Annotated in this window: 17 protein-coding genes; 11 read left to right on the forward strand and 6 right to left on the reverse strand. The window is 51.6% G+C overall.

The window, feature by feature from the left end:
* Positions 1–56 precede the first annotated feature (56 nt).
* From FCN78_RS02260 to FCN78_RS02285, 6 genes are all read left to right on the forward strand, one after another.
* Positions 57–440: a YacL family protein gene (locus FCN78_RS02260; RefSeq protein WP_069363376.1), complete on the forward strand. Its 384-nt coding sequence runs from the start codon at positions 57–59 to the stop codon at positions 438–440.
* 304 nt (positions 441–744) lie between these two features.
* Positions 745–1,083: a P-II family nitrogen regulator gene (locus FCN78_RS02265; protein WP_069363377.1), complete on the forward strand. Its 339-nt coding sequence runs from the start codon at positions 745–747 to the stop codon at positions 1,081–1,083.
* Positions 1,084–1,101: 18 nt separating this feature from the next.
* Complete coding sequence (locus FCN78_RS02270; RefSeq protein ID WP_069363378.1) at positions 1,102–2,331, forward strand: ammonium transporter; 1,230 nt, start codon at positions 1,102–1,104, stop codon at positions 2,329–2,331.
* 163 nt (positions 2,332–2,494) lie between these two features.
* The gene (locus tag FCN78_RS02275; RefSeq protein ID WP_077659067.1) at positions 2,495–3,511 is read left to right on the forward strand and encodes a Fe(3+) ABC transporter substrate-binding protein; all 1,017 of its coding nucleotides are present in this window, start codon (positions 2,495–2,497) and stop codon (positions 3,509–3,511) included.
* A 63-nt stretch (positions 3,512–3,574) separates the two neighbouring features.
* On the forward strand, positions 3,575–5,206 hold the full coding sequence (locus FCN78_RS02280) for an ABC transporter permease (RefSeq protein WP_046073998.1): 1,632 nt from the start codon (positions 3,575–3,577) through the stop codon (positions 5,204–5,206).
* Positions 5,203–6,249 carry an ABC transporter ATP-binding protein gene (locus tag FCN78_RS02285; RefSeq protein WP_069363381.1) on the forward strand — a complete coding sequence of 349 codons (1,047 nt, stop codon included), beginning with the start codon at positions 5,203–5,205 and terminating at the stop codon, positions 6,247–6,249. Before FCN78_RS02280 ends, FCN78_RS02285 begins: the two co-directional genes overlap by 4 nt.
* A gap of 59 nt (positions 6,250–6,308) precedes the next feature.
* Here FCN78_RS02285 and FCN78_RS02290 read toward each other — a convergent pair whose 3' ends face one another.
* Positions 6,309–6,914, reverse strand: a complete 606-nt coding sequence (locus FCN78_RS02290) for a TetR/AcrR family transcriptional regulator (protein WP_077456511.1) — start codon at positions 6,912–6,914, stop codon at positions 6,309–6,311.
* A 347-nt stretch (positions 6,915–7,261) separates the two neighbouring features.
* Here FCN78_RS02290 and hpt point away from each other — a divergent pair, with 347 nt between their 5' ends.
* Positions 7,262–7,792, forward strand: coding sequence for a hypoxanthine phosphoribosyltransferase (gene hpt / locus FCN78_RS02295; protein ID WP_069363383.1), 531 nt, complete (start codon positions 7,262–7,264; stop codon positions 7,790–7,792).
* 117 nt (positions 7,793–7,909) lie between these two features.
* Here the strand turns inward: hpt and secF are convergent, their stop codons facing one another.
* The 4 genes from secF to can form a co-directional block, all read right to left on the reverse strand.
* On the reverse strand, positions 7,910–8,806 hold the full coding sequence (gene secF, locus FCN78_RS02300) for a protein translocase subunit SecF (protein WP_201258652.1): 897 nt from the start codon (positions 8,804–8,806) through the stop codon (positions 7,910–7,912).
* Positions 8,807–8,817: 11 nt separating this feature from the next.
* Positions 8,818–10,596: a protein translocase subunit SecD gene (gene secD, locus FCN78_RS02305; RefSeq protein WP_235607558.1), complete on the reverse strand. Its 1,779-nt coding sequence runs from the start codon at positions 10,594–10,596 to the stop codon at positions 8,818–8,820.
* 107 nt (positions 10,597–10,703) lie between these two features.
* A complete protein-coding gene (locus FCN78_RS02310; RefSeq protein WP_131825566.1) occupies positions 10,704–11,114 on the reverse strand; it encodes a hypothetical protein in 411 nt (136 codons plus the stop codon).
* Positions 11,115–11,171: 57 nt separating this feature from the next.
* Complete coding sequence (can, locus tag FCN78_RS02315) at positions 11,172–11,846, reverse strand: carbonate dehydratase (protein ID WP_069363387.1); 675 nt, start codon at positions 11,844–11,846, stop codon at positions 11,172–11,174.
* 213 nt (positions 11,847–12,059) lie between these two features.
* Between can and FCN78_RS02320 the strand changes: the two genes are divergently transcribed.
* From FCN78_RS02320 to FCN78_RS02335, 4 genes are all read left to right on the forward strand, one after another.
* Complete coding sequence (locus FCN78_RS02320) at positions 12,060–13,715, forward strand: SulP family inorganic anion transporter (protein ID WP_077659071.1); 1,656 nt, start codon at positions 12,060–12,062, stop codon at positions 13,713–13,715.
* A gap of 341 nt (positions 13,716–14,056) precedes the next feature.
* A complete protein-coding gene (locus tag FCN78_RS02325) occupies positions 14,057–15,709 on the forward strand; it encodes a SulP family inorganic anion transporter (RefSeq protein ID WP_077659072.1) in 1,653 nt (550 codons plus the stop codon).
* Positions 15,710–15,723: 14 nt separating this feature from the next.
* Complete coding sequence (locus FCN78_RS02330) at positions 15,724–16,647, forward strand: ABC transporter ATP-binding protein (RefSeq protein WP_069363390.1); 924 nt, start codon at positions 15,724–15,726, stop codon at positions 16,645–16,647.
* The gene (locus FCN78_RS02335) at positions 16,644–17,414 is read left to right on the forward strand and encodes an ABC transporter permease (protein ID WP_069363391.1); all 771 of its coding nucleotides are present in this window, start codon (positions 16,644–16,646) and stop codon (positions 17,412–17,414) included. Before FCN78_RS02330 ends, FCN78_RS02335 begins: the two co-directional genes overlap by 4 nt.
* A 113-nt stretch (positions 17,415–17,527) precedes the next feature.
* Here the strand turns inward: FCN78_RS02335 and mrcB are convergent, their stop codons facing one another.
* Entirely contained in the window at positions 17,528–19,867 is a 2,340-nt protein-coding gene (gene mrcB / locus FCN78_RS02340) for a penicillin-binding protein 1B (protein ID WP_077659073.1), read from the reverse strand.
* Between the last annotated feature and the right edge of the window lie 3 nt (positions 19,868–19,870).

Genomic DNA, 19,870 nt, shown 5'->3' on the forward strand with positions numbered 1-19,870 from the left:
GGCTTGGCAATTCTGGCAAAAAGCAGGACAATAGCGTGCCAAATTTGGAGGTCAGTGTGGATTACGAATTTTCTCGCAACAGTTTTGATGACAGCTACCGGATTGTTTTTTCTATGGGACATGAAGCCATAGGACGTTGGCTATTGGATGAACTCGGCACTGAGCTGGCTCAAGTGACATCCTGTCTACATACTCTGCAGCAACTTGAATCAGAGCAGCAGTGGCGCGGGCATACGTTCACGCTTACCGCCAATCGTGATGAGGTCGTGGTGGTGGCGAATGCCATGCTGCAACCTGCCTCGGATGATGCGCAAACCACGCTCAATGAGCAGGCGCTGACCTTTTACGATGAAGAAAGTTACGCGGCGTGTGGTTACCAAGATTTTTTAGTGATGTTGGACGCTTACCAAGACTTCATTGCCCGTTACGGTCGACGTTAAGTGCTGAGGTTCACTGAGTGAGCGATGCATGGATGAGCACGTATTCCCCTATGCGTGCTTTGAATAGATAGATCTCCCCCTCGTTTTTTTCTCCTTATTCTCGTGTCGATGTTCCCCATTGGTGCAATTGCCTATCGTTCCCCTTGGCATGCGCGGTGTTGGTGAATAATTCGCACTTAAATGGTGCAAATGAACGCCCTTACATGTGTTTTTAATTTAAGTTGTTGATTTTAATTGATTTAAATCTTGGCACGGCTCTTGATAGTTAGATGATGATGCAAACACAAGGACGCAGGAGAAGGATATGAAACTGATTAGCGCCATTATCAAGCCGTTCAAGCTTGATGACGTACGTGAAGCGTTGGCGGATGCTGGCATTGACGGCATGACTGTCTCAGAGGTGAAAGGCTTTGGCCGCCAAAAAGGGCACACAGAGTTATACCGTGGTGCTGAATATCAGGTCGATTTTTTACCCAAAGTAAAATTAGAAATCGCTGTGCAGAGCGAACATGTCGACAGTGTGGTGGATGCGATCGCTCAAGCCGCACAAACCGGCAAGATCGGCGACGGGAAGATCTTCGTCTTTGATCTTCAGCAGGCGGTGCGGATCCGTACTGGCGAGATGGATCTGGAAGCAATTTAAAAACAGGGAGTAAAGACAATGGAACTGGTAAACACGGTGACTGAATTGCGCTACGCGCTCGACACCTTTTTCTTTCTTTTATCTGGTGCGTTAGTGATGTGGATGGCGGCTGGCTTTGCCATGTTAGAGGCAGGCCTAGTGCGCTCGAAAAACACCACTGAGATACTGACCAAAAATATCTGCCTCTACGCCATCGCGTGCACTATGTACCTGTTGGTGGGTTATAACATCATGTACGTGGATAACAGTGGCGGTGGCTTTGTCCCTTCTTTTGGGACCTTGATTGGTACGCAAGGGGCAGACGCGGATCACTCGCTTGAATCAGACTTCTTCTTCCAAGTGGTGTTTGTGGCAACCGCGATGTCTGTGGTGTCAGGCGCGGTAGCTGAGCGTATGAAGCTGTGGGCATTCCTGGTGTTCTCTGTCGTCTTAACCGCGGTGATTTATCCGGTTGAAGGTTACTGGACCTGGGGCGGTGGTTTTCTTTCAGAAGCAGGCTTTAGCGACTTCGCAGGCTCCGGGATTGTTCACATGGCCGGTGCCGCTGCGGCCCTAGCAGGTGTCCTGCTCTTGGGGGCGCGTAAAGGGAAATACAGCAAAAATGGCAAAATCAATCCCATCCCTGGCTCAAACCTGCCTCTGGCCACACTCGGTACCTTCATCTTATGGTTCGGCTGGTTTGGTTTTAACGGTGGCTCACAACTGATGGTCTCGGATTTTGAAAACGCTACGGCGGTCGGACAAATCTTCTTGAATACCAACGCGGCGGCGGCGGCCGGTGCGATAGCAGCCTTGCTGGTGTGTAAAACCCTTTGGGGAAAAGCCGATTTGACCATGGTGCTTAACGGTGCGTTAGCCGGCTTAGTGGCCATCACGGCGGATCCTTTATCGCCTTCACCCGTGGCAGCGCTGATTATCGGTGCGGTATCAGGTGTGATTGTCGTATTCAGTATTATCGGTCTAGACAAGGTAAAAGTGGATGATCCTGTCGGTGCGATCTCCGTGCACGGTGTGTGTGGCTTCTTCGGCTTGATGGTTGTGCCTTTAAGTAACACCGGAGCGACGTTTGGTGCGCAGCTTCTGGGCGCGGCGGTAATTTTTGCTTGGGTGTTTGCGGCAAGTTTCCTCGTGTGGCTAGTACTGAAAAACACCATGGGGATCCGTGTCACCGAAGAAGAGGAGATGTCAGGGATGGATCTACACGACTGTGGTATTGATGCATATCCCGAATTTGTCAGCGTAAAATAGTCAGTTACACGCAATTCGATTAGACTCTGAAACGAAACCTTACATTTTTAATGTAAGGTTTTTTTCTTTTTGCCTCGGATCATATTGAGCACCAGGTTATTAGTTGTATACTAACGAAACTGAGATTCGTTATCATTTATCATCATATTTAAGGACTGCCACGATGAAAAAACTACTGATTGCCTCGGCTATTACCGCAAGCCTATTAGGAACCAGCGCCGCGGTCGCATCCGAAGAAGTCAATGTTTACTCGTATCGCCAACCTTTCTTGATTGAGCCTATGTTCGATGCGTTTACCGAAGAGACCGGCATTGAAGTGAATGTTAAGTTCGCTAAAAAAGGCATGGCGGAAAAGATCAAGCAAGAAGGAGAGTACAGCCCGGCTGACGTACTGCTAACCGTTGATATCTCGCGCCTTAAAGAGCTGGTAAACCAAGACGTAGTGCAGCCTGTGCAAAGCGATCTCATCGATCAAAACGTGCCTGAGCAGTTCCGTGATAGTGAAGATAAGTGGGTCGCGCTAACCACACGTGCACGTGCGGTATACTCTTCTCGCGAGCGTGTCGGCAAACTGGGTGACGATTTTGATTATCTCGACTTGGCAAAACCAGAATGGAAAGGCAAGATTTGCACCCGTTCAGGCAAACACCCATACAATGTTTCTCTGGTGTCAGCTATCATCGAAAACCACGGTGAAGCGAAAGCCAAAGAGTGGCTTGAGGGCGTAAAAGACAATCTCGCACGTAAACCACAAGGCAATGATCGTGCACAAGTGAAAGCGATCAAAGAAGGCCTGTGTGACGTCTCACTAGGTAATAGCTATTACCTGGGCAAAATGCTGAACGACGAAGAACAAACAGCGTGGGCGGAAGCGGTTTACTTGAACTATCCAGGCCAGAATGCTTACGGTACGCACGTGAACGTGAGTGGCATGGCGATGGCGAAGTACGCACCGAACGAAGAAAACGCGCTAAAACTAATGGAATTTTTAACGTCAGACAAAGCACAGCATATGTATGCTGAGGTGAACTTCGAAGAGCCGGTGAAGCCGGGTGTTGAGCAGTCTGAGCTGGTGGCGTCTTGGGGCGACTACAAGCATGACCCAATGCCGCTTGAGGCGATTGCGGATAACTACAGCCAGTCAGTGAAACTGCTGGATGAAGTTCAGTTCGACCTGTAAGCCATTGCATAGGGGCGGCTGCCGCCCCTGTTGTCTTTCTCTGACGCCTTAATGTAGTAGGCCATGCGAGATAGATTACCCATGATAAAAACCAGCAGTTGGGGCCTAGCCCTATTGCTGGTTTTGCCGATCTTAGCGATCTTTTATACCGCGGTGGGCGATACCGGGGATATTTTTCCCCATTTGTTCGAGACCGTACTACCGACTTACACCTTGAATACCAGCTTATTAGTGGCTGGCGTGGTGGCGATTGCGATCATTCTCGGGGTTCCCACCGCCTGGATGCTGGCCATGTATCAGGTACCGGGTAGCCGGCAACTGCAGTGGGCGATGGTGCTTCCGCTTGCGATGCCGGGCTATATCATCGGTTATATCTATACTGACTGGTTTGATTATGCGGGTCCATTGCAACGCGGCTTGCGGGCGCTGTTTGAATGGCAAACGGTCAATGATTACTGGTTTCCCGATATGCGTACCTTGCCAGGTGCGTGTTTTGTGCTGGCGTTAGTCTTATACCCTTATATCTACCTGCTCACCCGTGCCGCGTTTATGGAGCAGAGTGTCACCTTGACCCACTCAGCGCGTTTGCTCGGTTGCTCACCGATGCAAAGCTTTCGGCGCATTTCTTTACCGTTAGCACGGCCGGCGATTGCGGTAGGTGCCTCTTTGGTGGCAATGGAGGCACTAGGCGATTTTGGTACGGTCAATTACTTTGCGGTCAGCACTCTTACGACCGCGGTCTATGATACCTGGTTGAGCTATTCGAGCTTAACCGCTGCCGCTAAAATCTCAGCGATCATGCTGGTGGCTATCTTCCTTTTGATCAGTGCGGAACGTTATGGGCGACGCAAACAAGCGCAATTTAGTCCAAGCTCGAGCAGTGATGCGATTGAGAAAATGCCCTTAACAGGCTGGCGTAAAGTGGGGGTGTTAGCTTGGTGCTGGAGTTTATTGTCACTGGCGTTTATTTTACCCCTGCTACAGCTATTAGTTTATGCATGGCACTACTACGAAAAAAATGCGGTCAGCGAGTTTGCCACTTTTAGCTATAACAGCTTTTATACCTCCAGTTTGGCGGCTCTGATCGCGGTGGGTATTGCGTGGACCGTGAATGTGTATCGCCGCCTGCGTGGGCATGGGGTCAGTGTTGCCCCCATGCGGTTGGCGTCGATGGGCTATGCGGTGCCGGGGACGGTGCTTGCTATTGGTGTGATGTTAGTACTGACCCGCGGTGATCACTTCATTAACGATATTGCCACGCATTACGGCTGGGGACGGCCTGGCCTCCTATTATCTGGCACCATGGTGGCCTTATTGGTCGCGTTTGTCGTGCGGTTCAGTGCCGTCGCCATTGGCAGTATTGAATCAAGCATGGCCAAAATTCCTCCGTCACTGGATATGGCGGCGCGAACCATGGGATGCACCACCACAGGGGTGATTCGCCGAGTGCATTTACCCTTAATTCGGCGGGGCACGCTGATTGCGATGCTGTTGGTGTTTATTGAGTCGATGAAAGAGCTCAATGCAGCGATTCTACTACGCCCTTTTAATTTCGAAACACTGGCCACGTATGTATACAACTTTACCTCGGATGAGCACTTGGAGTATGCCGCCTTACCTGCCATTTTGTTGGTCGTGGTTGGCTTGGTTCCCCTTATCCTGATTAACCGGTCATTGGAGCAAAAATATCAATGAAGTGTGCGCTCGCGATAGAGAATTTGACCTGCAGTTATAACGGTACGCCTGTTTTAAAGGATTTATCGCTGCAAGTCGCGCCGGGAGAGATTGTGTGCTTGCTCGGTGCCAGTGGCTGCGGGAAAACCACGTTGCTAAAAGCCATGGCTGGATTAATGCCATTATCGTCAGGAAAACTATCGATTGGGTGCAAACTCATGGATGATACTCAGCATTCAATCCCGCCAGAGCAACGCAATATCGGGATGATTTTTCAAGACTATGCGCTGTTCCCACACCTCACGGTGGCAGACAACGTGGGGTTTGGTCTGTCTGGATTCAGCGCGGCGGCGCGCAGTGAGAAAGTGGCTGAGATGCTCAAGTTGGTGCGTCTGGCGGAGCTGGGAGACCGCTATCCTCATCAGCTCTCGGGCGGCCAACAACAGCGGGTGGCGATAGCGCGCGCGCTGGCCTATGAGCCGGATTTGTTGTTGCTTGATGAGCCCTTTTCAAATATTGATACTCAAGTTCGTCATGATTTAATTGAGGAAATCCGACGCATTTTTAAATCCCAAGGGGTGACGGCGATCCTGGTGACGCATAGCCGAGAGGAAGCATTCGCGTTTGCCGATAAGCTAGCGGTAATGAATCAGGGGCTCATTGAACAGTATGGCGATACTACAGAGGTATATTACCAACCTGCGAGCCGCTTCGTCGCTGATTTTCTTGGCCAGGGCTCTTATGTGCCGGTAACGGTCTCGTCGCAAGAACAAATGCAGACACCGCTCGGCCCTTGGCCTCGTCCGGTGCATTGTCATCCAGGCCCGCATTGGTGGCTACTGAGACCGCAGTTTCTTAGCATTCGTGCTGATGAGAAGGGGGAAGGGCAGGTACTGTCTCAGCAGTTTATGGGAGACAGCAGCCGTTACACCATCGATATCCACGGTCAAAAACTATCGGTGCACGCGCGCGAGCCGCTATTGGTTGGGGATAAAGTCAGTTTACATATTCGCCCTCACGAGCCCGTCCTGTTCAATGATGGCCCGAGCTTTATTGATGATTAAGACGGCAGAACTAAAAAAGCCAACCGAGGGGTTGGCTTTCTACTAGGTTGACCACCTGGTTAGCTTTGTTGGCACAGTACATCAATATAGTGCTGAGCCATGGCGTTTAAAGCCGTTTTATCTGGTTGTTGGTGCGCCTGTAAAAACAGCACATAGCACACCCCAGCTAACATACTGGCAAGCTCACGCGGTTGGTAACGGTCGACCATTTCACCTTTTGCCATCCCGTTCTCGAACACGTGCTCGAACTGATCCATCGCATCTCGACTGCCTTTGACAAAGCGTGGCCAAATATCCTCGCGAATAGAGGTACTCCATTCAAACCAGACTTTCATCCAAGCTTTGTCTGCCAGTGCCGTGTCGATAATTTGCGAGGTAATGCAGTTTAGCGATGCTCGCATTGATTGATCTTGCTCGGTGCACTCATTAATGAGTTTTATGAAGTGTTTCTCGGTCTGGGCCAAGATCTCTTCCACCAAGTCTTCACGGGTTGGGAAGTAGTTAAATACGGTCGCGACAGAGACGTCTGCCATTTCGGCAATATCGGCGTGTCCGGCACGACCAATCCCGCGTTTCGCAAACACATCTAAGCCACACCCTAATAACTGCTCTTTGCGGCGCTCGGGCGATAGCCGCGTCCTTGTTCTCTCATTTGATTGAGCCATCCTAAAACCTGCCAACTTATTTTTGGTTTGTACAAATTAATTATTGTTTGTGCTAATGATTTTATTATTAGCGAGATCGAGTTTATACCAGCCATTTATGGCCTGACAACGGCTAGAAGCCTGATCTAGGCCTTAAAAATGTAATTTTGCCTGCAAAAAAAGTCATGCATTACAAAAAACGCAGGCAGGGATTATTTTTTCTTATCAATCAGCGTGATAGCCAACTAGTGTGCAGGTGCATAAGCGGCAAAAACGCACTCGCTGGGATCCGCAATCGATTTAGTGCTAGACTATGCCACCTTTGTTAGTGACCTCCCTTTTGTGGAGAGACAACCATCGGGGCAGATATGAAACACACCGTTGAAGTGATGATTTCAGAGCAGGACGTACAGGCGCGAGTCAAAGCCTTGGGCGCCGAGATCAGCGAGCACTATAAAGACTCATCGGAGTTGGTATTAGTGGGGCTGCTGCGTGGCTCGTTCGTTTTCATGGCGGATTTATGCCGTGCGATTGATATGCCGCACGCGGTCGACTTTATGACCGCATCAAGTTACGGCAACAGCATGGAAAGTACGCGTGATGTGCGTATTTTGAAAGACTTGGATGATGATATTAAAGGCAAAGACATACTCTTAGTCGAAGATATCATCGATACCGGCAATACGCTAAGTAAGGTGTGTGAAATCCTGTCTTTGCGCGAGCCAAATTCAGTACGTATTTGTACCTTATTAGATAAGCCAGAGCGCCGAGAAGTTGACGTTAAGGTTGATTGGTTGGGCTTTACGATTCCAGATGAATTTGTGGTCGGTGTGGGCATTGATTATGCGCAAAAGTATCGCCATCTGCCGTACGTTGGTAAAGTGATTCCGTTGGATTAATTTTCACGGTGATTGGCAACGCTGATCATCGCGTAGAGCGACAGGGCGTCTCACGAGCAATGAAAAACCGAGCGGTCGCTCGGTTTTTTTGTGCCTATGGGAGTCAGTAAGGGTGAGTCAGTAAGCGCCTTCTCGCTCGGGAGCCGGCGCGCGCTGATAATGCGCAGGGGATAACCCCAGCATTTCTTGTAGACAAGACGCCACCGCGACCGATGACCAAGTGCCAGTGAGTACGCCAACAAAGAGCGTCAGCGCAAAGCCATACAAGGCATCGCCACCCAATACCAACAAACATCCGATGGTAAATAGCGTGGTGCCAGCGGTAATCAAGGTGCGCGAGAATGTCTCACAGACCGCAATATTGGTGCTGACATACACACATTGGTTCGGTTTGGCTCTGAGCACGTCGCGCAGCCGATCGCCGATCACAATGGAGTCATTGAGCGAGTAACCGATCACGGCGAGGAGCCCGGCAATGACATTGAGATCCATCGGCACCGCAAGCATTGCGAGTAGGCCCAAGGTAAGCGTCACATCGTGCACCAGCGCTCCCACTGCCGCCAGGGCGAGACGCCATTCAAAGCGAATGGCCAAATAAAGCATGATGGCTAACGAGGCAACCAGCAGTGCTAACCCGCCTTGTTCAAACAGCACCTGCCCCACTTGAGGGCCGACGACGTTCGCTTGAACTAAAGTGACGGGCATGGCGAGCGCGCGGCTGATTTGGGCGATGACCTGTTGCGGATCTTGCCATTGGGACGCATGAGGTAAAATGAGTTGCCATTCGCCCTGAGTGGTACTTGGCGTGAGTGCTGCCAACTCGCCAAACTGACTGTGCAGGGCGGCGATCAGCGGTTCACTGCCAGTTAGGCTAGGGAGGGCGAAATCAATCACGATACCGCCGGTAAAATCGATGCCCAAGTTTAGGCCATAATAAACGATCGCCCAGAGGCTGATCAGGATAAGCAGTCCCGAGAGCGCTAAGCTGGCATAGCGGACGTGTGTCAGTTTCATAAACAGGCTCCTTAAATGGTCACGGCGCGGCGGCGGTCGCGTCCCCAAATTGGATTGATAATGGCTCGCGTGCCGACAATGCCGGTGATCATGCTCGCGCATAGTCCCAGAATCAGTGTGGTGGCAAACCCTTGTAATGGTCCTGAGCCGACCGCATACAAGCAGACCGCGGAAATTAAGGTGGTGATATTGGCGTCAAAGATGGTGCTAAAGGCCGCTCGATAACCGGTATCAATAGCATTGGCAAGGCTGTTCCCCGCGCGCAAGCGGTCGCGAATACGCTCAAAGATAAGCACATTGGTATCGACCGCCATCCCCACGGTTAACACCAAGCCGGCGATCCCCGGTAGGGTCAGGACTGCGCCGGGCAGCAGCGCGAGTAGACCGACTTGCATCATCAAGTTGGCACCCAGCGAGACAATCGCGACCCAGCCAAAGCGGCGATACCAAAGCACCATAAAGATAGCCACACCTATCATGCCGACGGCCAGTGCAGAAAACCCTGCCTTGATATTATCGGCCCCTAAGGTCGGGCCAATCGCGCGTTCTTCAACGATTTTAATCGGTGCGGTGAGTGCGCCAGCGCGTAACAACATCGAGAGGTTACGGGCTTCTTCTGGGCTAGACAGGCCCGTGATCCGGAATCGATCGCTGAGCGCACTTTGAATCGTCGCGACGTTGATCACACGCTCGTTGGCAATCAGATCGCCCTGCTCATTAGCTTGATACTCACGGTACACAGTGGCCATGGGATCGCCTAAGTGACGTCGGGTAAAGGCCAGCATGGTTTCGCCTCCGGGGCCATCTAAGCGAATATCCACTTGTGGACGACGCATTTCATCAACGCTGGTGCGCGCATCAATAATGTGTTCCCCACCCAAAATGGCATGACGTGCTAACGGCACTACATTGTGCTGTGCGTCATACAGGCGTTTCGGGCTGGTAGTATCGAGGGCATAGAACGCGAGTGAGGCTGTCGCGCCAATGACATTTTTAGCTTGCTTGGGATCGTGCACGCCGGGCAGTTCGATACGAATATAGTCTTTACCCTGACGTTGTACACTCGCTTCGGCCACACCTAAGGCATCGATACGTTTGCGAAGAATATCGATATTCTGACGCACGGCTTGATGGCTCATCGCGTCTTGCTCGGTATCGGTCATCTGCCAGCCATTCGTGGTGCGATTGAATCGCCATTGGGGATAATGCTCGGTAAACCAAGCGCTGGCTTTGCTGCGATCGCTGGCACTGAGCATCGGCAATTGCACCGTGGTGTTATCTTTGGTGTTGACCGTGGCGTTAGCGGGTAAGTGCTTGCTGTCTAACCAAAGGTTGAGGCTTTGTACTAACGCCTCGGCTTGATGGGCGAGTGCTTGGTCGGTATCAACCCAAAGTAACAACTGTACACCGCCACGCAGATCGAGCCCTAGTTTTACCGGCTCGGCACCGAAGCGCGACAGCCATGTGGGTGCTGCGGATAAATAATCGAGGGTGATCTCCGCATCGGTCCCTAGGGCGCCTTTTAATTGCTGTTGTACGTTCTGTTGCTGGCTAATATCGGGCGTAATTAAGGTCACCGTCCCTTGCGAGTCATAACGTACTTCACTCACGGTCTCAGGATGGGTTTTAAGCCAGTTTTGCAGTGCTTGATGCGAGTGATGAGACACGCTCACCACCGGGTGGTCGCCAAAAAAGCTTGGCAACGCCTGCAGGGTCAGGACGATTAACATCAGCACCAATGCGGCGTAGTGCCATAAAGAATACCGATTGGCGGGGGATAATTTATTCATTCGTTCTCCTTGGCTGTGCATCACGCACAGCAAAACCGAATACCGAGCGCCAGCTCGATATTGTGATTAGGGGGAAAAGGCGCGACGGCCTTTAGGAAAGCGAACGATTAACGCGAATGAATAAAGCGATATTGCAGGTTGTGTTCTCGCCAGCCACCGAGGCGGGGGAGCGAAAAGGCAAGATACTGGCGTGGCAGACACACCCCAAGTACGCACAAAAAGGCAATCAGGTGCCAAGCCAGGCGAATGTGCGGGGGAGGAAGAATCGCGGCTAAATGTGGCGGTTGGGTGTCGTCATCAGGCAATGCAGCAGGCAAGGCGACGCTGGCTCTCGCGGTAGAAACGAGCGCCGGAGTTTGCTCAAGGGCATGGACTTGGCTGCTTTGTTGAAACGGTGAAACCTGCGCTTGCGCCGCCACATTGACCAGCACCGCAAACAGCATCATACCCGCCATCAGCCAAAGGGTGAGCGGAGAGCGGTGCGTTGTTGATGATGAAGCGTGCGCGATCGGAGTCATGGCGGTGTTGTACGACGATTACGCCGCGATCACAAGCGTTACTGTGTCAGCGCTGTGTCAATTCTCGTAAGAAACCGGTGCAGCAGAGTTGGGCACCAGATGACTCATCGCCGATTGATAGTTGATTTCCAGTGATGCCTGACTATTGGCGGTCATCCCTAGATCCCGTAAGATCCCGTCGGTGGTGTCGTAAAACCAGCCATGGACCTTCACATCTTGGCCGCGCTCCCAGGCCGCTCGCAAAATCGTTGAATTGCCCAGATGATAAACCTGTTCGGCGACATTGATCTCACACAGCCGGTTACCACGAGCTTGTGCGGGCAGTTGGCTAAGGTAGCTTTTGTGCTTGAGGTAGAGATCACGAATATGCAGTAACCAGTTGTTAATTAAACCCAGCTCAGGGTTTTCAATCGCTGCATGTACCCCGCCACAACCATAGTGGCCACAGACAATAATGTGTTTGATTTGCAGCACGTCGACGGCGTACTGCACCACGGATAAACAATTGAGATCGGTATGAATCACTTGATTGGCGACATTACGATGAACAAAAAGCTCACCCGAGTCTAAGCCAGTCAGGCGCTCTGCGGGGACGCGACTATCGGCGCAGCCAATCCATAAATATTCTGGATGTTGTTCTTTCGCCAATTCGGCAAAAAATTGTGGGTTGGTATCACGAATGTCTTTTGACCAGGCTTTATTGTTGGCGAACAACGCTTTGATTTGGGCCATATCCACTCAATCTTTTGGCAAAGTTATCAATTGCCACTATACCGCAATGAGGGGGCTTGAAATATACTGAGATCAATTTTCACATTTTTTTACACCTTTCGCGTCCAATGGATCACGCTGTTTACCTGCAACACCACTGCTCGGATAGGTTAATCCAAGAAAATTCGTATACTGTTCGCTCTATCATGATCTTAACCGCAGTAGGGGTAGTGCGTGTTTGATAAAGGACGATTTGCGCAGCTGACAGTAAAAGGGGATTTGTTTGGTGGGGTCACTACCGCGATTATCTCATTGCCATTGGCGCTTGCATTTGGTGTCGCCTCAGGCGCTGGCGCGGAAGCGGGGCTATGGGGCGCGATTCTAGTCGGGTTGTTTGCCTCGCTATTTGGTGGTTCATCAACGTTGATCTCCGAGCCCACTGGGCCGATGACAGTGATCATGACCACGGTGCTAACCGCGATGATGGCTCGCTATCCGGAAGGAGGCGTTGCCATGGCGTTCACTGTGGTGATGATGGCAGGCGCGTTCCAAGTTCTGATTGGCAGTTTAAGGCTAGGTAAATACGTTACCTTGATGCCCTACAGTGTGGTGTCAGGCTTTATGTCAGGGATTGGGGTGATCTTGATTTTGCTCCAGCTAGCGCCGTTATTGGGGCAAGCCGCACCTTTTGGCGGGGCGCTCGGTACACTCAAAGCATTGCCTGACTTACTCGCTAATGCCGATTTTAAAGAGGTATTTCTCGGTGTTTTGACGCTTGGCATCTTGTTTTATTTTCCGGCGAAATATCGTCGTTTTATTCCCGCACAGCTTGTCGCACTCGTCAGTATCACTTTGGTGTCGATTTTATTGTTTGATACCGACAGCATTCGTCGTATTGGGGAAATACCCACCGGCTTACCCTCGCTGGTGATCCCGCATATCACGACAGAACATTTTACCGCGATGGTGATTGATGCCCTCGTGCTGGGTACCTTAGGGTGTATTGATACCTTATTAACCGCGGTGATTGCTGACTCACTGACGCGGCAAGAACACAACTCTGATCGCGAGCTGCGTGGGCAGGGCATTGCCAATATGATTGCCGGGTTATTTGGTGCGCTCCCTGGCGCGGGGGCGACTATGGGCACCGTGGTGAATGTACAAGTAGGCGCGCGTTCTCCCTTATCGGGAATTTTGCGGGCGGCGATGTTAGCCGCGGTGGTATTGGTCGCCGGTGCGCTGACCGCGCCCATCCCGATGGCAGTATTGGCGGGCATCGCCTTGTACGTCGGTTTTAATATCCTCGATTGGAGCTTTCTGCATCGTGCCCACAAGATCAGCTTACAGCAGACGGGGATCATGTATGGCGTGATGGCGCTGACGGTATTTGTCGATTTGATTGTTGCCGTTGGCTTGGGGGTATTCATTGCCAACTTATTGGTGATTGAGCGCCTAAGTCGAGAACAAGCCAAGCAAGTGCGGGCCATCAGTGATGCCGAAGATGATGAAGTGCCGCTTGATGACGAAGAGCGTGCGCTGCTTGATGCCAGCAATGGCCAAGTGTTGTTTTTCTATCTTTCCGGGCCGATGATTTTCAGTGTCTCGAAAGCGATTGCACGCCAGCATGCGCACATCAACGAGTTCCGTGTGATGATATTGGATTTAAGCGATGTGCCCATGTTAGACATGACGGTTGGCTTGGCGTTAGAGAACGCGATTAAAGATGCGCGTGAGGCTGAGTGCACGGTGTTTTTACTGTGCCCGCACGATGAGACACGTGAGCAGCTGCAGCGCCTTCACATCGGTGATTGGGTCAGAGACGCGCATATTTTTACCACACGCAAACCAGCATTAGAGGCGGCCAACCGCTTAGTAGAAGTGATGCCATAGCGCACTGTTCAACGTCTCTTACACCTTGATACACACAAACTCGCAAACTGGCGTCATGAGCGGGTTTGTGTGCTGTCATGACTTTTTAGAGGGATCCGCGCGTTTCCCGACTAGCCCAAAACACCCCATCACGATCACTTAAATACAAGATATTTAGTGAATATTTGCCACATTTCTCATCATTTTATTCTTTTTGGTTGAAAACTGACCATGCGTTTCCCCTCCTGATTTGATCTTGTGCACATTCCTATATACTGGCGCGCGCACTGGGGGACCCCCGTGCCAGTGAGTAAAGCCGTCATGGCCGTGATACTGCATACGACTTGAAAGGATCAGCTGTTTTGAAATTCGAACGATTCAAGAACTGGACCCTGAAAGGGGACCTGTTTGGGGGCGTCACCACGGCGGTTATTTCTTTGCCCCTCTCGCTGGCGTTCGGGGTAGCGTCAGGTGCCGGTGCCGAAGCCGGCATGTGGGGGGCCATTTTAGTAGGCCTGTTTGCTGCGTTGTTTGGTGGCTCTTCAACCCTTATCTCAGAGCCGACCGGCCCGATGACAGTGATCATGACCGCGGTACTCACCACCATGGTGTCACGTTATCCCGAAGGGGGCATGGCAATGGGCTTTACCGTGGTGATGATGGCGGGCTTATTCCAAGTGATCTTAGGAACCTTGAAGCTTGGAAAGTACGTCACTTTAATGCCATACAGCGTGATATCGGGCTTTATGTCCGGCATTGGCGTTATCTTGATCATTTTGCAGTTGCCGCCTTTACTGGGGCAAGGCACCCCTGACGGTGGCGTACTCGGGACCCTGCAAGCGCTGCCCGATCTCATCGCGCATACCCAACAAAGTGAGCTGCTATTAGGACTACTGACGCTGGGGATCCTCTTTTCTTTCCCACAAAAATATCGCCGTTATATGCCGGTGCAACTCGTTGCCTTGGTGGTGGTGACTTTGTTGTCAATGTGGTGGTTTGATCTTGAGGCGATTCGCCGTATTGGTGTGATTCCCACCGGCTTGCCCACCTTGATGCTGCCACACATTGACAGTGAGGTACTCACCACCATGATGGTGGATGCGTTAGTGTTGGGGACCTTGGGGTGTATTGATACCTTGCTCTCTGCGGTCATCGCTGACTCCTTGACGCGCGAAGAGCATGATTCGGATAAAGAACTGCGCGGGCAGGGACTGGCCAACATGGTGGCGGGATTATTTGGCGCTTTGCCGGGCGCGGGTTGCACCATGGGCACGGTGGTCAATGTGCAAGTGGGTGGACGTTCACCCTTTGCGGCCATTGTGCGCGCCCTTATTTTAGCGGCGGTGATCTTGGTCGCAGGCTTTTTGACTGAGCCCATCCCGATGGCGGTGCTGGCGGGTATCGCTATTTATGTGGGGTTCAATATCCTTGACCGCACCTTTATCCAACGTGCCCACAAAGTCAGCTTACATCAAACCGTGATCATGTATGGGGTGATGATATTGACCGTGCTGGTGGACTTAATTGTGGCAGTGGGTGTGGGCGTGTTTATTGCCAATATTATTGCCATTGAACACTTAAGCCGTGAGCAAGAAAAGCAGGTCAAAGCGATCAGTGATGCGGATGAAGATGACGTCCCCTTGAGTGAGATGGAAAGGGCTTTATTAGATAGCGCCAACGGAAAAGTGTTGTTTTTCTATCTCTCAGGCCCAATGATATTCAGTGTCTCGAAAGCGATTGCACGTCAGCACAGTAAAATTGAGGAATTCGATGTCATGATCTTAGACCTCAGTGACGTGCCCATGATTGATATGACCGTCGGCCTCGCGCTGGAAAATGCGATCAAAGATGCGGTGGATGCCAATTGCCAAGTTTTTCTGCTCTGCCCCCATCAAAAAACACGGGATCAGCTTGAGCGCTTGCATGTTAAAAATTGGCTCACCGACGATCATACTTTTGATAGCCGTTATGACGCACTCCGTGCCGCGCACCGAGTGACCGAGGTCATGCCTTAAAAGAACGGGAGCTTATGAAAGCCATCGACATCAAAGACCTGGTCAAAACCTATGGGACCAGTGTTAAGGCGCTAAAAGGGGTATCGCTCTCTGTCGAGGAGGGCGATTTTTATGCGCTATTGGGGCCAAATGGGGCGGGTAAATCCACCACCATTGGCATTTTGAGCTCACTGGTGAATAAAACCCAGGGGCAGGTGAGCATTTTTGGCTACGATCTCGATACCCAAAAGGTGGAGGCCAAAAAGCAGATCGGACTGGTGCCACAAGAGTTTAACTTTAACCAGTTTGAGAAAGTGGAACAAATCGTGGTGAACCAAGCGGGTTACTATGGTGTGCCCCGCGACCAAGCCAAATTACGCGCGAAAAAATATCTCTCGCAGCTCGATTTATGGGATAAGCGCCATGAGCCTGCCCGTAATTTATCGGGGGGCATGAAGCGTCGCTTAATGATTGCCCGCGCGTTGATGCATGAGCCTCGCCTGTTGATTTTGGACGAGCCAACCGCCGGTGTCGATATTGAGCTGCGTCGTTCCATGTGGGACTTTCTCACCGAGATAAACCGGCAAGGGATCACCATCATTCTTACCACCCATTACCTTGAAGAAGCCGAAACCTTGTGTCGCAACATCGGTATTATCAATCGAGGAGAGCTGGTGGAAGATACCTCCATGAAGGCCTTGCTGGCGAAGCTGGACGCAGAGACGTTTATCCTTGATTTACAGCCGGGGCATAAACTGAGCACCTTAGACGGTGTTAATTGGCAGAAAACCGATACCAATACCTTGGAAGTGGAAGTGAATAAGTCAGTCGGATTGACCCCTGTCTTTGACCAGTTGTCGCAACAAGGGGTGCAGGTGCTGTCGATGCGCAACAAGGCAAACCGCCTTGAGGAGTTATTTGTCACCTTAATTCAGCAAAATGGGGAGGAGCGTGCATGAATGCTTTGTATTGGGTGGCCTTTCGCACCCTGATTCATAAAGAAGTGGCGCGCTTTACCCGTATCTGGGTGCAAACCTTGGTGCCGCCCGCGATTACCATGAGCCTCTATTTTATTATTTTCGGTAATCTTATTGGCTCGCGGATTGGCCAGATGGAAGGTTTCTCCTACATGGAGTATATCGTGCCCGGGCTTATCATGATGTCGGTGATCACTAACTCGTACTCGAACGTGGCATCGTCCTTCTTTAGTGCCAAGTTCCAACATAATATTGAGGAGTTGTTGGTCGCCCCCATTCCAAACTACGTGATCATTGCCGGCTACATTGGTGGTGGTATGTGTCGGGGGTTAGCGGTCGGCGCCTTGGTGACCATGACCTCCCTATTCTTCGTCGATTTGCAGATAGCGCATCCGCTGATTGTGATTACCACCGTGGTGTTGACCTCGGCGGTGTTTGCACTGGGTGGACTGATTAACGCTATTTTCGCCAAAACCTTTGACGATATTAGCCTGATCCCTACCTTTATCTTGACGCCATTAACTTACCTAGGGGGTGTGTTTTATTCGCTCTCCCTGCTGCCTGAGTTTTGGCAGGGCGTGTCAAAACTGAACCCGATTGTGTACATGGTGAACGCGTTCCGGTACGGCTTTCTTGGCGTGTCAGATGTCGGCATCATGACATCGTTTGGGGTGCTGATGCTGTTCATCATCGGGCTGTATGCCCTGGCGTGGGGCTTGATTTCCAAAGGAACAGGCTTGCGTAGTTAACGACCTCGCAGTACCAATAATTCGGTTTGATACCGGATACAAAAGCCCCGGCCATCATGGCCGGGGCTTTTTATTGCTGGCTTGAACAATGACGCCTGATGGTGTGCTGACGCTTAGTTAAACAAACCTTTTAGCCACCCGACAGGGTCTGACTGACCACAGCGTTTGGCAAACTGCCCATCAATGTCCCAAATCGGTAGCGACATTTCACCACGACAATTCAGCTGGTACTGACTGCCTTGCTGGGTCACGGCGACTGTGGTGACGTTCGCCGGCCATGATAACGTCAGCGCACTGGCGCCTCGGCGACTGAGATAATCATCATAGACACGCAATGCTCCTGAAGCGCCGGTGAGCCCAGTTGATTGGTTATCGTCGCGGCCAAGCCACACCGTGGTGACTTCTTTATCATCGATACCGACAAACCAACTATCGCGGTTATCATCTGTGGTACCGGTTTTGCCCGCGAGTGCCACATTGCCATGGCGACGCGTCAAGTAGCGTCCCGTCCCTTGCTGAACGACCTGCTTCATCGCGTATAGCGTCAGCCAGCCAGCTTGCTGAGGCACGACACGCTCTGCTTTTGGCCAGTTTTGATAAAGGTTTTGTCCCTCTTTGGTGGTGACCGCGCGTAAGGCGGTTAAGGGGGCACGTTGCCCACCACTGCCGAGCGTTTGGTAGATTTGGGTAACGTCGAACGGACTCATGCTAAACGCGCCAAGAAGCAAAGACGGTACTTGAGGGATATTCTCGGTATTGGCGCCCAGTTTGCCGAAGGTCTTGACCACCTCATCTAACCCCAGCTGCATGCCGAGATTTACCGTCGGGACGTTATAAGACTTGGCAAGAGCGGTGAGTAAGGACACACGGCCTCGGTATTGGCGGTCATAGTTGCGCGGTTGCCAGCGACTGCCTTGACTGCCTTCTAAACGAATGGGTTTATCGTCAATCTTGCTGGTGAGCTGGAAACGTTCCGGGTGGCTCAACGCGGTCAGATACACCGCCGGTTTTGACAGTGAGCCGATGGGGCGTTTGGCGTTTAATGCGCGATTAAAGCCTGCGAAGCCCGGGCGTGCGCCGCCGACCATGGCACGGACTTCACCGCTGCGGCGGTCGGCAATAACCGCTGCCGCTTCAAGCTTGTTACCTGCTCGGCCTTTAAGTGCCTTGACCTTATCGACGACTGCGCCTTCAATCGCTTGCTGTGAGACAGGGTCGAGCGTGGTAAATATACGCAGCCCTTCGCCCGCGGCATATTTGTCCCCGACATTGTGGCGGATCTCTTCTTTGAGCTGATCAAAGTAGGCGGGCTGGGGACGCGATAGTGTGGGGGTGGCCTGAATATCGAGCGGACGACTGGCGGCGGCATCATAATTGGCACTGGTGAGCAGATTTTGCTCGAGCATCAAGCGTAATACCAGGTCGCGTCGTGTTTTCGCGCGTTCAGGGTGGCGGAAGGGATTGTAATAAGATGGCCCTTTTACCATGCCAACCAGTAGCGCGAGTTGATCAACACGTAGCTCACTGATAGGACGACCGAAATACAAGCGCGCCCCTAAAGGAAAGCCGTGTACCGGCTCACCACGGTTTTGGCCGAGGTAAACCTCATTGAGATAGGCCTCAAGGATTTTGTCTTTGCTATAGCGAAAATCCAGGATCAGTGCCATGTAAGCTTCTTGTACCTTACGCCACAAGGTGCGATCACGGGTGAGAAACAAGTTCTTAGCTAACTGTTGAGTCAGCGTCGAGCCTCCTTGCACGGTGCGCCCTGCGCGAATATTGGCGACGAGTGCACGTAAAATACCGGTAGGCGAAACGCCTTCGTGATGATAGAATTCTCTGTCTTCCGTGGTGATCAAGGCTTCAACTAAAAACTCAGGGAAACGCTCTCGTGGCAAGAATAAACGTTGCTCACGAATACCGGACTCCATCATGCCCAATAGCTTGGGTTCGATACGCAATAATCCCAGCGGTTGTTGGCTGCTTACCTCGGTGATTTTACCCACTTGGCCGTCAGCAAAGCTCAACATCGCATGACGTGCCGGCGCGGGCCCATCTTCAAAATCAAATGGACGACGAATGATCTCCAGCCGGGTGCTTGACGCCGAGTACTCGCCAGGGCGTTTTGGGGTGCGTACCTTCTGATAATTAAGCGCATCCAGTTGCTGTCGTAGCTGTGAGAGGGAAAAATCGCTACCAGGAGACAGGTTGATGACTCGGCCATAAACGACCCCAGGAAGTTGCCAAATCTGGCCGCTGAATCTGTCTTGGATTTTGCCATCTAGATAGATCCCTAACATGACCACGGCGGCAATCCCGACGAGGCTGCACTTTAGCCCTAAGCCTAACAGGCGTTTCCCCCAACTTGGCTTAGTCGGCGTCTTCTTGGGCTGGCGTTTGGGTGATGAACGTTTTTTATTGCTCGGGCGTGAGCGTGTTTTTTTTTCTGCCATACA

Source organism: Salinivibrio kushneri, assembly GCF_005280275.1.
GTDB classification, from domain to species: domain Bacteria; phylum Pseudomonadota; class Gammaproteobacteria; order Enterobacterales; family Vibrionaceae; genus Salinivibrio; species Salinivibrio kushneri.

What these genes read in the sequence shown, in the direction of transcription:
- FCN78_RS02265 (WP_069363377.1), top strand. Translation starts at nt 745, where the DNA reads ATGAAACTGATTAGCGCCATTATCAAGCCGTTCAAGCTTGATGACGTA.
- FCN78_RS02270 (WP_069363378.1), top strand. Translation starts at nt 1,102, where the DNA reads ATGGAACTGGTAAACACGGTGACTGAATTGCGCTACGCGCTCGACACC.
- FCN78_RS02275 (WP_077659067.1), top strand. Translation starts at nt 2,495, where the DNA reads ATGAAAAAACTACTGATTGCCTCGGCTATTACCGCAAGCCTATTAGGA.
- FCN78_RS02280 (WP_046073998.1), top strand. Translation starts at nt 3,575, where the DNA reads ATGCGAGATAGATTACCCATGATAAAAACCAGCAGTTGGGGCCTAGCC.
- FCN78_RS02285 (WP_069363381.1), top strand. Translation starts at nt 5,203, where the DNA reads ATGAAGTGTGCGCTCGCGATAGAGAATTTGACCTGCAGTTATAACGGT.
- FCN78_RS02290 (WP_077456511.1), bottom strand. Translation starts at nt 6,914, where the DNA reads ATGGCTCAATCAAATGAGAGAACAAGGACGCGGCTATCGCCCGAGCGC.
- hpt (WP_069363383.1), top strand. Translation starts at nt 7,262, where the DNA reads ATGAAACACACCGTTGAAGTGATGATTTCAGAGCAGGACGTACAGGCG.
- secF (WP_201258652.1), bottom strand. Translation starts at nt 8,806, where the DNA reads ATGAAACTGACACACGTCCGCTATGCCAGCTTAGCGCTCTCGGGACTG.
- secD (WP_235607558.1), bottom strand. Translation starts at nt 10,596, where the DNA reads ATGAATAAATTATCCCCCGCCAATCGGTATTCTTTATGGCACTACGCC.
- FCN78_RS02310 (WP_131825566.1), bottom strand. Translation starts at nt 11,114, where the DNA reads ATGACTCCGATCGCGCACGCTTCATCATCAACAACGCACCGCTCTCCG.
- can (WP_069363387.1), bottom strand. Translation starts at nt 11,846, where the DNA reads ATGGCCCAAATCAAAGCGTTGTTCGCCAACAATAAAGCCTGGTCAAAA.
- FCN78_RS02330 (WP_069363390.1), top strand. Translation starts at nt 15,724, where the DNA reads ATGAAAGCCATCGACATCAAAGACCTGGTCAAAACCTATGGGACCAGT.
- FCN78_RS02335 (WP_069363391.1), top strand. Translation starts at nt 16,644, where the DNA reads ATGAATGCTTTGTATTGGGTGGCCTTTCGCACCCTGATTCATAAAGAA.
- mrcB (WP_077659073.1), bottom strand. Translation starts at nt 19,867, where the DNA reads ATGGCAGAAAAAAAAACACGCTCACGCCCGAGCAATAAAAAACGTTCA.